9 protein-coding genes are annotated in these 13,803 nt (G+C 41.2%); 6 read left to right on the top strand and 3 right to left on the bottom strand.

What is annotated here, in order from left to right; all coding sequences use genetic code 11:
- The first annotated feature begins 130 nt into the window (after positions 1-130).
- From QVD32_RS01445 to QVD32_RS01420, 6 genes are all read left to right on the top strand, one after another.
- The gene (locus tag QVD32_RS01445; protein WP_046409948.1) at positions 131-1,156 is read left to right on the top strand and encodes a glycoside hydrolase family 130 protein; all 1,026 of its coding nucleotides are present in this window, start codon (positions 131-133) and stop codon (positions 1,154-1,156) included.
- Positions 1,157-1,164: 8 nt separating this feature from the next.
- Positions 1,165-2,805 carry a sodium:solute symporter gene (locus QVD32_RS01440; protein ID WP_021891004.1) on the top strand — a complete coding sequence of 547 codons (1,641 nt, stop codon included), beginning with the start codon at positions 1,165-1,167 and terminating at the stop codon, positions 2,803-2,805.
- Positions 2,806-2,837: 32 nt separating this feature from the next.
- Complete coding sequence (locus QVD32_RS01435; protein ID WP_021891003.1) at positions 2,838-4,154, top strand: hypothetical protein; 1,317 nt, start codon at positions 2,838-2,840, stop codon at positions 4,152-4,154.
- 395 nt (positions 4,155-4,549) lie between these two features.
- Positions 4,550-7,690 carry a SusC/RagA family TonB-linked outer membrane protein gene (locus QVD32_RS01430; RefSeq protein WP_229033630.1) on the top strand — a complete coding sequence of 1,047 codons (3,141 nt, stop codon included), beginning with the start codon at positions 4,550-4,552 and terminating at the stop codon, positions 7,688-7,690.
- A gap of 12 nt (positions 7,691-7,702) precedes the next feature.
- A complete protein-coding gene (locus QVD32_RS01425; RefSeq protein ID WP_021891001.1) occupies positions 7,703-9,310 on the top strand; it encodes a RagB/SusD family nutrient uptake outer membrane protein in 1,608 nt (535 codons plus the stop codon).
- A gap of 55 nt (positions 9,311-9,365) precedes the next feature.
- Complete coding sequence (locus QVD32_RS01420) at positions 9,366-11,357, top strand: glycoside hydrolase (protein ID WP_021891000.1); 1,992 nt, start codon at positions 9,366-9,368, stop codon at positions 11,355-11,357.
- A 133-nt stretch (positions 11,358-11,490) separates the two neighbouring features.
- Here QVD32_RS01420 and QVD32_RS01415 read toward each other — a convergent pair whose 3' ends face one another.
- Genes QVD32_RS01415 through QVD32_RS01405 form a run of 3 tightly spaced genes read right to left on the bottom strand, consistent with a single transcriptional unit; the run spans position 11,491 to position 13,797 of the window.
- Positions 11,491-12,477, bottom strand: coding sequence for a uroporphyrinogen decarboxylase family protein (locus tag QVD32_RS01415; RefSeq protein WP_021890999.1), 987 nt, complete (start codon positions 12,475-12,477; stop codon positions 11,491-11,493).
- Positions 12,452-13,153 (bottom strand): vitamin B12 dependent-methionine synthase activation domain-containing protein, encoded by a 702-nt coding sequence (locus tag QVD32_RS01410; protein ID WP_021890998.1) that lies wholly within the window; start codon positions 13,151-13,153, stop codon positions 12,452-12,454. Before QVD32_RS01410 ends, QVD32_RS01415 begins: the two co-directional genes overlap by 26 nt.
- Before the next feature lie 5 nt (positions 13,154-13,158).
- The gene (locus QVD32_RS01405) at positions 13,159-13,797 is read right to left on the bottom strand and encodes a cobalamin B12-binding domain-containing protein (RefSeq protein ID WP_021890997.1); all 639 of its coding nucleotides are present in this window, start codon (positions 13,795-13,797) and stop codon (positions 13,159-13,161) included.
- Positions 13,798-13,803 lie beyond the last annotated feature (6 nt).

The raw sequence follows: 13,803 nt of genomic DNA, 5'->3' as shown, positions 1-13,803 counted from the left end.
GTATTTTGATGTATTATGATAAAAAATTGCATAATATTATTCAATATAATATAGGTATTTGACTAAAATGTATTAAGTGTGATGTGGAATTTCGCTTAATTTTGTCGATGAAATAAATATATAAAATATTATGAAATTAAAGAAATACGAGGGTAATCCGATATTGTCGCCTAATCCTGAGAATTATTGGGAAAGTTTAGTTGTGTGTAATCCGGGGGTAATATATGATAATGGCGTTTTTCACATGCTTTATAGGGCGGCCGGAAATGATATAGAACATCTTGTATATATAGGCAAGGCAGAAAGTACGGACGGTATCCATTTTAAGCGTGTTTCGAAAGAGCCGGTTTTTTCACCGGGTAAAGATTCGTTTGATGCTGGTTCAAACGAGGATCCGCGCATCGTGAAAATGGGGAGTGAGTTTTTCGTAACATATGCTTTTCGCCCGTATTTTGCTAGTCAATATTGGAAGAATGATTATGATCAGGTGGAAGCGCCGGAACATGATCCGAATGCTCCGAAGTGTTTGAGGGAGAATATCAGTAATACGGCGCTCGCCGTATCGCGAGATATGCTCCATTTTAAGAAAGTGGGGCGTTTGACAGAGCCTTCGTTGGACGATCGCGATGTGATTTTGTTCCCGGAGAAAATAAACGGGAAATATTGGATGCTTCATCGCCCGAAAGATTATGTGAATGCAAACGGTAATTATGGAACAGATTATCCTTCTATCTGGATAAAGAGTTCAGACGATTTGATGATGTGGAATACCGAGAGTAAATTATTGATGAAGGGTGAAGAGGATTGGGAGGTTAAAATCGGGGGGAATACTCCTCCTATTAAAACTAACGACGGGTGGTTTTTGCTTTATCATGGAGTAGATGCGAACTTTACCTATCGCGTTGGCGCCGCTCTTCTCGATTTGAATGATCCGACAAGGGTATTGTATAGAACAAAAGATTTTATTCTTGAACCGGAAACGTATGAAGAGACGCAGGGTTTATATCGTTGGGGGGTAGTTTTTCCGACAGGGGCCGTAGTTAAGGATAATATTTTGTATGTCTATTATGGTGCTTCTGATCAATGGGTGAACTTGGCTACGTGTGATTTTAAAGAATTGATCGATTTCGTGAAATCGAATAGCAGAAAAAAATAAGATACCCCATGGAACTGAATATATCAAATATCGATATAGTTGTCATACTTCTTTTTGTAGTGGGAATCATTTGGTGGGCTCTTAAAAACAGGAAGAATGAAAATGCCAGTGAGTATTTTTTAGCTGGAAAATCTCAAAATTGGTTTGTTGTTGGGTCCTCTTTGTTTGCCGCTAGTGTGAGCAGCTCGACACTTATGGGACACTCTGGCGAAGGTTTTATAAGTGGTATTGCGGTATTTAATTATAATGTCGGAGCTATATTCGTAATAATTTTTGTGTCGTTATTCTTCCTTCCGTTTTATATTAAATCGGGTATATATACGATACCCGAGTATTTGGGAAGGCGTTTTGATAATCGTTCGCGGAAGTATTTTTCGTTCATCACTATTATCGGCAATGTGTTTTTGGATGCCGGAGCTGCTTTGTATACAGGGGCTTTGATTCTGAAAATTATTTTTCCCGAAATAGATATGATGTGGATTATTATAGGAATGGCTTTGATGGCGGGTACTTATACAATTATAGGGGGATTGTCTTCTGCCATCAATGCCGATATGATACAATCCATAATATTGATTGCAGGGTCGGTGTTGCTGTCGATATTTTGTTTTAATTCGGTCGGAGGCTGGGAAAATTTTGTAGAACATTTCCATGATGGAGTTTGGTTAAATTTGATTCGTCCGAATTCGGATACTACGGTTCCCTGGTTTTCCATTTTTTTGTCTATTCCTATTTTGGGATTTTATTTTTGGGGAAATAATCAAGTCATAGTACAGCGAGTTATGTCGGCCAAAACTGTCAATGAGGGTCGATTGGGCTTTTTATTCGTGGCTTTTTTGTACGTGTTTACTTTGTTTATTTTCATAGCTCCGGGAATGGTGGGCAGAATGATCGATTTGTTCGGTGTGGGAGATACGTTGCCCAATGAAATTATAGATGGAAATACATTGCGGGCACAATATGGAATCGATACGAATGAAGTATATCCTCGATTGATTTTGAAGTTGTTGCCTGTCGGTTTGATTGGTGTGATGATTGCCTGTATGGTTTCTGCTCTGACATCGACTCTGAGTGCGACATTAAGCTCTGTATCTACTTTGTTTACAATGGACTTTTATAAGTCGTGGAGGCCGGAATCCAGCCCCCGGCATTTGGTGCGCGTAGGTCAGTGGACTTCTTTTATTGCTTTGGTCGTAGCTGTATTATGGGCCCCGTTGATCGGTAAGTTTGCATCGTTAGTCGCCTATTATCAAGAGTTCTCTTCTTATCTGGCTCCTCCGATTGTCGGGACGTTTTTAGTCGGCCTGTTTTGGAAAGGTTCTACTCGCAACGGCGCATTTGCCGGTTTAATGTCGGGATTGGCTATGTCGGCATTAATCATGACTTATAAATTCGGATTCGGAGGCGTCGTACCGTTTCACTTTTTGTTGTGGGTTCCCATTTTGTTGATTTTGAGTGTCCTTGTGAATATTATCGTGAGCAAGTGCGATAGAAATAAGGAGACCGATGTCGAAACTTATACATGGAATAAATCCGTTTGGCAAGACGATACGAGGGAATTGAAAACAGTTCCCTGGTATAAAAATTTTAGATACATCAGTATTGCTTTGATTATAATTGCATTATTAGAGTATTGGTGGTTTTTCTAAGAAAAATTATTAACCCGTAAAAATAAATTATCATGAAAAAAATTTTCAATTTAATTGCTGTGGGAATGGTATTAGCATCAGTGAATGTTAATGCGCAGACCTATGTGAATGAAATGACACAGGCCGATGTGGAGCGTGATTGTTATATCGAAGGTGGTAGTGCTTTGTTCAATGATGCAGCGGATGCCTATTATGGAGATGGTAGTTATGTACAAAAGTCATCGGCTTCTACTCCTACTGCATTTATATTTAATAGAGACATTTGGGGAAATAAAAATTTAACCGGATTCATAGTCAATGTGCTGGTTCCCAATGATCGTATGGATTTCGACCAGTTTATTAAAATCGAGTATTCAACCGATGAGCTGAATTATCAAGAGGTCCCCGACATGAAGGTTGAAAAATCTTATGATGCAGTTTTAGGAAATAACTATTGGATCGATGTTTGGTATCAAGGTGCTTTGCCTGAGGGAGTAAAAGAGATTAAAGTGACGATGGTTGCCAATGAAGAAGTGGCTAACTGGATTCCGTGCTATCGTCGTACAGAAATTTTTTATGAAGGCGGAGACTCGTATGAATATGTCAAACCTCCTTATTTAATGATTGTGCCGACCGAGTTTTCTGTCGACTTTGAAACCGAGAATTATAGCATCGATATGGCGGGTTCCCAAAATGCATCTTCTACGATCGAAGTGGTAGATAATCCTAAAAAAGATGCGGTCAATGGTAGCGACAAGGTGTTGAAGATTGTACAAGACCCAACCGACCCGAATTGGGGGTGGGACAACGCCGATTGGTTTGGTGTAGCCATCGGTTTGTTGTCTGGCGAAGAAGAGCAATTGACCGAGATTACCGAGACCGACGGTCGTTATTTGCATTTCAGTATTTTGAGAAATGAGAATTCTGTATTCGGAATGGAAACTTGGGGTGGTACATGTTCATATAAGAATCAAGAAATTCCATTTACCGGATCGGAAAATTGGCAGGAAGTAGTGATCGATTTAGAAGAATATATTGGGTCTACTTTCAAGCAATTCTATTTCTCTCCGAATGAAAAATTCGGAACCGACAATGTTGCGGTAGCAGAAACTACATACCTCGATAATATCTATATCTCCGATGTCGCTACATCTTCTGGCATAGCCGACAATGTCGTTTCGACATCGAAAGTCTGGGGTGGTAAAGGTGCGCTCTATGTGGAAGGCGAAGCCGGTGAAATGAGTGTATATTCGGTTTCTGGAATGGAAATAGGGAAATATGCGTTGAATGGGTTTTTGCAAATAGATATCGAACGGGGTATTTATTTGGTAAAGATCGGCGATACTACGTCTAAAATTGTAGTCTATTGATGAATTTTGAAAGGTGTACCAAAAAATTCTTTTTGGTACACCTTTCCTTTAAGATAATATAAAAATCGGCGGTAGTTTTTGGCTTGGAGGGAGTTATAGGCTATTTTATTTTTATGGAATGAGAATAAATGGTACTATGTGATAGATACTGTTTGTTTGGATAATATCTGTATATTCGACATTACTTGTAGTCGATGTTTTAAAACCATGCAAATTAGAGGATAATGTCGATGAATTTTCTTGGAGAGGCTGGCAGATATACTGTTTTGTAGCTTGTAAAGTCGGTGATACAGTCTTGAAGAATTTGGCATATTAAAGTTATTATATTGTTTTCGGGTGTGGGATATTAAAGAATTCAAGATGCCTTTATCCCCATATAAATTTAAAATCAAGGAATGATGAAATTATGGCAATTTTTATCTGTTATTTTGATATTGTCGATATCTCCTTTGGAAATATCGGGTCAAAATAATAGTGGTATTGTTTCCGGTAGTGTTTTTAATTCAGGACAAGAACCACTCGTGGGAGTGAGCGTCTTTGTCAAAGGAACAAATATAGGAACGATGACCGATGCAGATGGACGTTTTTCTGTAAAGGCAGAGGACGGGCAAAGTCTGGAATTTCGTTATATCGGTTATGACACCAAAGTGGTGACCGTGAATGGTAAAACGATGTCGGTTACGATGTCGGAAAATCAAGTTATCTTAGATGATGTTGTAGTTATCGGGTACGGTACACAGAAAAAAAGCGATTTAACCGGTTCTCTCTCTTCTGTAAAGGGAGAAGATATCGTAAAAACAGGCGACACGAATATTACCCAGTCTCTACAAGGTAAAGCTCCGGGAGTTTATGTCACGTCCAATTCCGGAACTCCGGGGGCAGGAGCTACGATTCGTATTCGTGGTTATGGTTCTATTTCAACCGATTTAACCCCGTTGTATGTTGTGGACGGGCAACCTATGGAAGAGAGCAGTGTGAATACTATTAATCCTATCGATATTGAAAATATTGAGGTATTGAAAGATGCTTCGGCCACTGCCATTTACGGTTCTCGTGGAGCCAATGGCGTTATTTTAATTACTACGAAGAAAGGTAAATCCGGTAAAACCAGTATCACGTTTGATGCGTCATTCGGTTGGTCAAATGCAATTAATCGAGTGCATATGATGAATAGCGATCAGTTGTATGGCTTTTTGGAAGAGGCGTATGAAAATGACGGAATGCGGATGCCTAGAAATATTACCCGACTTTACCATCTCGATGGAGAAGGCTTGGGCCCTGTCGACGAATATGGCGAACCGACGGATATAAATGTCTATGATACCGATTGGTGGAATGAAACCACTCAAACAGCGTTTAAACACAGCTATAACTTATCGGTCAGTGGCGGTACGGATAAATTGACCAGCCATTTCAGCATAGGTTATTTGAATCAAGAGGGTATTGTAATGACATCGGATTATGAACGTATTACATTGCGTGTGAACAACGAATATAAGTTTAATAAATGGATAACGATCGGTCAGACCTTAGGTGCAGCCTATGTCAAAAGTCATGATTTGAACACTCCGATTAATGAAATATTGTTACCGGATCCGTTTTCACCGATTTATGCCAAAAATGCAGATAAGCAGGATCCTAATTATGAATTTAATAAATATATGGGATCTCAATACAGCTATTATTCGAATCCTGTTGCAAAATTGAACCGACAGAAAAAGGAACATTTGAATCGTAATATCGACGGTACGGCCTACTTAAATATCAATTTGGGATTAAAGGGTCTGGACTTTAAGACTATGTTGGGTTTTGAGTTACCGGAATATACCTATACCGAGTTTAACCCGTTTTTTGATTTGAGGCCGAATGATACTCCATATAATATGTGTACGAATGTGGAGAGTAAATTTTTGTTGGAAAACAGTGTCGCCAATACGAGTTCTACGGAACTGAATTATACATTTCAAAATACGTTGAGTTATAATAATCAATTTGGGAAACATTCTATTTCGGCGGTGGCAGGTTTCACGTGGGAAGCCTATACCGGTCGTTCTTTTACGGCAGAGCGGTTGAATACGCCGAGTAATTCCGATGCTTTCCAAATCGTGGGAGCCGGGACGAAAGAGGGAACTTCTACGGGTAGCCGTTATGACAACTATTTGATTTCTTATCTTGGGCGTATAAATTACAATTATGCAGACCGCTATTTGGCGACTGTCAGTGTCAGAGCCGACGGTTCCTCGAAATTTGCACCGGGCAACCGTTGGGGGACATTTCCATCTTTTTCTTTGGGTTGGCGTATAGATCAGGAGGAGTTTTATAAAGATTGGAATCAGAATGTATTGAGTGCGGTTAAACTGCGTGGTGGTTGGGGACAAATCGGGAATCAAAACATTCCTTCGTTCGCTTATGCCGATGTCGTTTCTACTTATGATACATGGGTGTATGGGTTTAACAGCGGTTTGAATCTGTTGAAGGCTTATGCCTCTACATCTAAGGGAAATAAAGATATTAAGTGGGAAACAGTGGAGCAAGGCAATATAGGAGTCGACTTGGGCTTCTTTAAAAACTCATTGACATTGTCGGCTGATGCTTACATTAAGACGACACGGGATATGTTAATGCAGAATCCGTTACCGGGAATGGCCGGTTATCCTACAACCCCGTGGGTGAATGCCGGTTCCGTAGAAAACCGGGGTTTGGAATTTTTGATCGGGTATCAAGGGAAGGTCGGCGACTTCCGTTATTCTGTGAGCGCAAACTTTACTTTCCAAAAAAATAAATTGGTTGAAACCGGAACGAACGATCCGATTTGGGGTACAGTCTCGAAGAACGAAATCGGAGAAGAATTCGGACGCTTTTATGGATATGTTTATGATGGCATTTTCCAGTCGAAAGAAGAGGTTCTCGCCCATGTAGGAGCCGATGGGAAGACTTTGCTTCAACCTCTTGCAGAGCCCGGCGATGCTCGTTTCAGGAATCTTAATGGCGATAATACGCTGGATAGCAATGACCGGGATTATATAGGAAACCCCAACCCTGATGTGATTTATGGAGGAAATATCGAATTGGGATATAAAGGAATCGATTTTGCTCTTTATTTTCAAGGTGTTGCCGGTAATGATATTTGGGTAGGGACAAAAGCTCTTCTCAGGCAGACGAGTATAACGAATTTATTAGCCGAAACTTACACAGATGCGTGGCGGAATCCCGGTGATAAAACCGATGTATTCGGAATTACCAGAAAAGATGATAATGATAATTATAGAAATTCGTCATGGTATGTGCAGAACGGTAGCTTCTGTAAAATAAAAACTGTACAGATTGGCTATACATTCCCGAAGAAAATAGTCGAAGCTACGAAGGTGTTTAGTTCTTTGCGATTATATGTGAGCGGAGAAAATCTGTTTACATTTACAAAATTCAAATATATGGACCCGGAAGTCCCAAATGGCAATGCTTTGAATATGGGTATAGAGAATTTGGGGTATCCTAATCCTCGCACATTTACAGTAGGGGTCAATGTTCAATTTTAAACGATTACAGTTATGAAACTAAGGTGGAGAATACTATATATATTGTTAGGCTCGTTGTTCCTTCTTCCTTCATGTACAGATGAGGATTTGGATACGACTATGTACGGAGGTCGAGAAGACACGGAATTTTACAATAATCTCGAAGAGATCAATCAAGCATTGACGGCCTGCTATTTCTATATGAAGGATAGTTGGAACGATATGAGCTTGGAGTTGATGTTTATCAACGATTGTGCATCCGACGATTGCGAGAAAGGAGGTAGTGGCCTTACTAACGAAGGGGATATTTATCAGTTGGAAACATTCAATATATTTACGACGAACAGTAAAGTGAGCCAGTTTTGGAATATGGCATATAGGGCTATTTACCAAATAAATACACTATTGGACAAAAGCGAAATATTTCGTTCTGCGAATACGGATTTAACGGAAGACGATAAGACGTTGCTTACGCGTTATGAAAATGAGGCGCGTTGGTTACGAGGCGTTTGGTATTTTAATCTGGCTTATTTGTGGGGTGATGTTCCTTTGTTTTTGCATGCCGAACAGCCTGCGGATATATATAAACCCCGGACACCGGTGGCCCAGATTTGGGAACAGGTTATAGCCGATTTTACTGCGGCTACGGCTTTGCCGAAACGGAGCGAGTATTCCGAGGAAGACACTGGGCGCGTTACGAGCGGTGCGGCTTATGCCATGTTGGGTAGGACATACTGGTATAATCGTGATTTTGAGAATGCTTATAAGATGCTCTATGTTCTGGTTGAAGGCGAGCAAAAAGGAGAATATGAATTGGATCCAGATTTTGCGACTCAATGGTTGAACCCAAATTCCAATTTGAGAGAGTCGATTTTTGAGATACAATATGTCACCAATGGAAAGAATTGGGATGAATCGACGGGGTGGAACGGAGTTTGGTTTATTCCCAGTAGCGATGGCGGTTATGGGTTTCATTTACCGACTCAACATTTGTTGGATGCTTTTGACCCGGAGGATCCGCGAATTACTTGGACATTTGTTCGTCAAGGCGACCAATTCGTCGGGAATGATTTTGTGACAGGAGATGCGAATTATCCCAGTCGTTTCTTTGACCGTAAGCATTTTGTCCCCATGAGCGAGACTTTAAATGCGGCGTCTCCGGTCTATCCACAAGATGTAGAAATGACAGTTTATGTCATTCGTTATGCCGATGTTTTGTTGATGTATGCCGAGGCTTGTTTGGAAAAAGGCGATATCGTGGGTGCGAGAAAGTATTTGAATCAAGTGAGAAAACGAGCTCGCGAATCCAGTCCGTTGGATGCGAAACGAGTCATTCAAAAGTATGTGCCCGACACAAAGCCGACGTCGTTACCGGATATAACTTCCGATAATGTGGCGGAAGTGCGATTGGCTATTTGGAACGAGCGTCGCTTTGAGTTCGCTTGTGAGGGAATTCGCCGTATGGATTTGATGCAACAGGAACGTTATGGAGAAATTATGACGGCTGTATATAGTAACGGCTATGCGACAGAAGATGTCGATAAGGGACGTTATTATACAAAGGAAAGAGAACTTTTCCCCATTCCTCAAAATGATATAGATTTAAGCCGAGGTGCATTGGTTCAAAATCCCGGATATTAGATTGTCTTTTTAGGGAGAGTAAATATTTGATAATTAAGAAGGTAGATAATTGTATATGAAAAGATTGATATATTTGATTTTACTCTTGTTCGGATTGTCTGGTTGCAAGACAGAACAACAGGAGGTTCAGAATCCGATAGTTGTGGATACCGATTTCGTGTTGCAGGAAAACTATTATGGAGGGGCGATGCAATGGGAACCCAATGACCGGGATTCGATGACGGAGGAGCAATGGGATCGTTTGTTTAGACGAGTCGAATTTATGAAACTGGGGTATATTCGTTGTTGCATAATGCCCTATTTCTACTGTTTCGGTTATGACGGGAACGACCCTATATTGCTTTGGGACATGGATTCGACGAAAGTCGATGCCCGTTGGTATGCTAATTCTCGTCGATTCATGAACGACTTGTATCGTCAGCTTCAATTTTGTAAGGATAACGACATCGATGTGTTGCTTGGAGAGTGGTGGAAGCCGATGAATCCGAATTGGAAACAGGCTGTCCCCGTCGATATGCCTAAGTATACGATAGAATTGGACGATTCCCGATATGCCGTTCAAGTAGCTGAATTGGTTGAATATTTGGTTAAAGAGAAGGGTATGACTTGTATCAAGCAATTTAACTTGGGGAATGAAGTAAATTTGGTGGCCAATGATCCTCGAAACGGTTATTCATGGGAAAAATGGAAGAAATCCATTCTTAATCTACGCTCGGAACTGGATAAACGGGGATTGAATGATATTGAGATTGTGGGACCGGACGGAGGTTATTGGGGGACTGATGTTTGGTTCAATAAGACATTGACCGAATTGGATAGTGTGGTTCCTGTCATCGATTATCATTGGTATATCAATAAAGATTGGACTTTTACGAATCGTGTGGAAGATGAGACACGAATGTTTCGTTTCTTTACACAAATGCAGGACAGCAGCAAAGTGAATATTTGGGGCGAAATGGGTATTCGTGACGGACATAATGAGGTGCTTGACCAGCATACGTTGATTCATCAGTGGTGGTATGGAACGTTCGTTGCCGATGCCTTGATTCAGACTTTGCGCTCCGGTTGGTCGGCTGCTGCGGCATGGGGTATGGATGATGCCATGCATTATAAGGACGACCTTGATGAACAGAAGCGTTGGGGATTTTGGAATTCGATCGCAGAACAGAAAAATAAACCGGAAGAAGCGAATATACGTCCGTGGTTCTATACGTGGTCGTTGATGTCGCGTAATATCCCGAAAGGGTCGAAAATTTTGTATTCCAATTCTTATAGGACTCAGAATTTGAATGGTGTAGCCGCATTGACTCCGACAGGAGATTTGACATTTGCGATTACAAATACAGCCGATTTTGCGCAGCGTGTAACCGTACAGATTCCTACCGTCGTGAACGATCCGATAATCAATAAATATGTGTATTTCGAGGACGATTATCCGGTCGATACAGCAGGCTTTCCAGTTGTGAAAGAAGTCTTGAAAGAAGTCGATCTTCAAAAGGGGATAGTTATCGATTTCCCCGCGAAAGGTTTTGTTCTGTTGACTACGATTGGAGGTAGCAAACCGGAGATTGTAAAAAATGATAAATATATGATGGATCCGATGGAGGGTGTCCAACGTATGTATGATCATTCCGACAATTTGGGATTAAACGGTTTTCCTAAATTCTATGACGAATGTAACACTGCTGCTCCCGATTTCCAGTTCTTCAAAGTTTTGGAAGATTGCGGTACTATTCACCCTTCGACCAATGAAGAACATGCTTATATAACTTATAAGTTCGACGGATTTAATCATTTTGAAATCAAGGTGTCGGGAGTGGAGACCATAACCGATCGTTTCAAAGTGTACGTCTCGCCGGATAATTGCGAGTGGAGAGAGGTCGAATTGTCGTTTACCGGACCCGAAATGTCTGTTTGGCGTTTTGTTCATTCGACCATAACACCGAAAACAGAACTCGATAATTGCAATTATTTAAAGATTGAAATGCTGCCGAACGGTTATTTCTCTAATACTCGTATTCGTGAAGTGAAAATAGAAAAACGGTGAAATGTTAGTACGGAATATAAAGAGGGCATACTCATTGTGAGTATGCCCTCTTTCTGTTATTACAATCGCTTTGTTATAATGAAAAGGTTCTGTCTTTCATCAGATACAAAGTAAAAAGTGCAGATGTTTACTTTTAATGTCGGTTACGAAAAATCTCGACAGCTCGATAGAATGCATTTATGTTTTCAAGGGAGACACCCGGAGGAACATCGCAACCCGTTGAGATAATAAAGTTGTCGAAATCGGCAGTAGCATGCAGCAGTCTCTCCGTTTCGTCGTAGACTTGTTTCGGAGATGACGATTTGAAAATGCCGACCGGATCAAGATTCCCCATAACAATGCGATCGGACGGTACTTGTTGAAGGGCGGAGACGATGTCGCATTGATTACCGAAGTGGAGAGCCCTTGCTCCTGAGTCGATCATGGATTGCGTACAGTGCCCTGTGTTTCCGCAGTTGTGCAATACGAAAAGGAAGTTTTCATCTTGTACGGCCTCGACGATCGGTTTTATATAATTAGTCGAGAATATTGTGGCATCGTCGTTGCTGAGTAACCCGGCGGCAGGCTCGGCCATGATGATACCATCGACTCCTGTTTCTTTCAGAGCCCGAATGTATTTGAGAATAAATTCTGAACATTTTGAGAGTAGTATTTTTGCTAAATTGGGTTCGACGTAAATAGCCATCATCATTTCTGACATATCGTAAAGTCGACCTGCCAAAGAATAAGGTCCGATACAACCTGCAAAGACCGGGCGGTCATTGATTCGTTCTGCCGCAAGTCTGTTTGCTTTCAGATATTCGAGAATACGGGCGGTATCGGTATCGGGAATGCGGAGATTTTCCACTTCGTTCCTGTCGTGAAGCAACCTTTCGGCAACACTGGGAACATCGTTTTCGGAGAAATGAAGTTTTGCCCCGAAAGCTTCTGCTTCGACGGTAAGGTCCATGATGACTGTCGCCGCATCGGAAGGAGTATTTTCTGACAAGGCGATAATGGCATCGGCATGTGTCTGGCCGTCGGTAACGGCGGCTTTTACAGTTTTCTCGATGAGCTCGATTCCCGGGTGTGTCATAATGGGAATAGCATATCGTTTATTCCGATTGAGATTGAGTTTCATGATTAAATGATTTTTTGATTCGTTTCTTATAACAGTTGTCCAGTTCGCAGAATTGACAACCGTATTTGCGGGTATTGACATGAAGTCCAGAGCCTATCACTCCGCTGATAGATTTTATAGGATACATCAGGGCACTGCTATTGAGAGTGATTCCGCATACATTATCGGGTAAGAGTGAGAAGAGTAATTTCTGTTCATTCACATGCCACCCGCAATAACCCGGACTAAAACGGTTAGTATGGGGTATTCCCGGCAATTCTGTTTCCACGAACTTTTCCATAATGTCTCCTGTCGCTTCGGCAATACAACTACCGAGGGTATCCCAGATGAATAGTAGCAATGCATCGTCTGCATTCGATAGTTTATTGTGAAAATCTTGATATTCCATACCGGCAGTCGCAGCGAAAAAAACGAATCTTTCGGAGTTTTTCAACAGTGTGGCGATAGTCTGGTTAACGTGAAATATTTTTTGATTACAACATATACAATCCTTGTTTACATACCCGTCGAACATTCGAAAGTAAAAACGAGGTCTTACTATGTTGTTTGCAACGAGGAACAGGTTGTCGACTAAATCCCGAACATTTTTGTCGGGAGATACTGCTCCATACCCCATTTCTATATATACGGTTTCTTTTGTCAAGTTTAGTTCTTCGAACCGCAGTGAATGTTCCATTTCTCTTATTTGTTCAATAATTTTCGGGCGAGAGTTACAGCGGCATTGGCATTGTCGCTATATCCGTCGGCTCCGATTTCTTCGGCAAATTTCTCACTGAGTGGAGCGCCTCCAATCATGATTTTGACATCGTTTCTGATTCCGGCTTTTTCAAAAGCTTTGATAACTTCTTTCATATAAACCATTGTGGTAGTCAGAAGTGCCGACATACAGACAATGTTCGCTTTGTGTTCTTTGGCGGCTTCGACGAATTTTTCATCGGAAACATCGACACCGAGATTAATTACTTCGAACCCACAGCCTTCCAACATAGAGCTTACGAGGTTTTTCCCGATGTCGTGCAGATCGCCTTTAACCGTTCCAATGACAACTTTCCCGAGAGAGATTGTATTTTTGTCATTTTCCATGTAAGGTTTAAGAAGTTCCAAAGCTCCTTTCATAGCCCGGGCACTCATCAACAGGTTGGGAACATAGGCTTTTCCGGCTTCGAATTGAGTCCCGATTTCTTCCATTCCTTTAATCAAATAATCGCTGATCAATGTTTGCAGGTCGATATTTTCTTGAAGCGCTTCTTGGGTTGTACTGACTGCCAGTTCGAGATTCCCTTTTACGATTGCATTATGTAAATCTGAAAGTTTTGCCATTTTCGT

The organism is Barnesiella sp. (assembly GCF_022723415.1).
Lineage (GTDB): Bacteria > Bacteroidota > Bacteroidia > Bacteroidales > Barnesiellaceae > Barnesiella > Barnesiella intestinihominis.
The sequence above is the reverse complement of the archived record's forward strand: the minus strand, read 5'-3'. Positions and strand labels throughout refer to the sequence as shown.

Excerpts from the sequence above, each read along its gene's own strand:
- QVD32_RS01445 (WP_046409948.1), top strand. The coding sequence starts at position 131 with ATGAAATTAAAGAAATACGAGGGTAATCCGATATTGTCGCCTAATCCT.
- QVD32_RS01440 (WP_021891004.1), top strand. The coding sequence starts at position 1,165 with ATGGAACTGAATATATCAAATATCGATATAGTTGTCATACTTCTTTTT.
- QVD32_RS01435 (WP_021891003.1), top strand. The coding sequence starts at position 2,838 with ATGAAAAAAATTTTCAATTTAATTGCTGTGGGAATGGTATTAGCATCA.
- QVD32_RS01430 (WP_229033630.1), top strand. The coding sequence starts at position 4,550 with ATGATGAAATTATGGCAATTTTTATCTGTTATTTTGATATTGTCGATA.
- QVD32_RS01425 (WP_021891001.1), top strand. The coding sequence starts at position 7,703 with ATGAAACTAAGGTGGAGAATACTATATATATTGTTAGGCTCGTTGTTC.
- QVD32_RS01420 (WP_021891000.1), top strand. The coding sequence starts at position 9,366 with ATGAAAAGATTGATATATTTGATTTTACTCTTGTTCGGATTGTCTGGT.
- QVD32_RS01415 (WP_021890999.1), bottom strand. The coding sequence starts at position 12,477 with ATGAAACTCAATCTCAATCGGAATAAACGATATGCTATTCCCATTATG.
- QVD32_RS01410 (WP_021890998.1), bottom strand. The coding sequence starts at position 13,153 with ATGGAACATTCACTGCGGTTCGAAGAACTAAACTTGACAAAAGAAACC.
- QVD32_RS01405 (WP_021890997.1), bottom strand. The coding sequence starts at position 13,797 with ATGGCAAAACTTTCAGATTTACATAATGCAATCGTAAAAGGGAATCTC.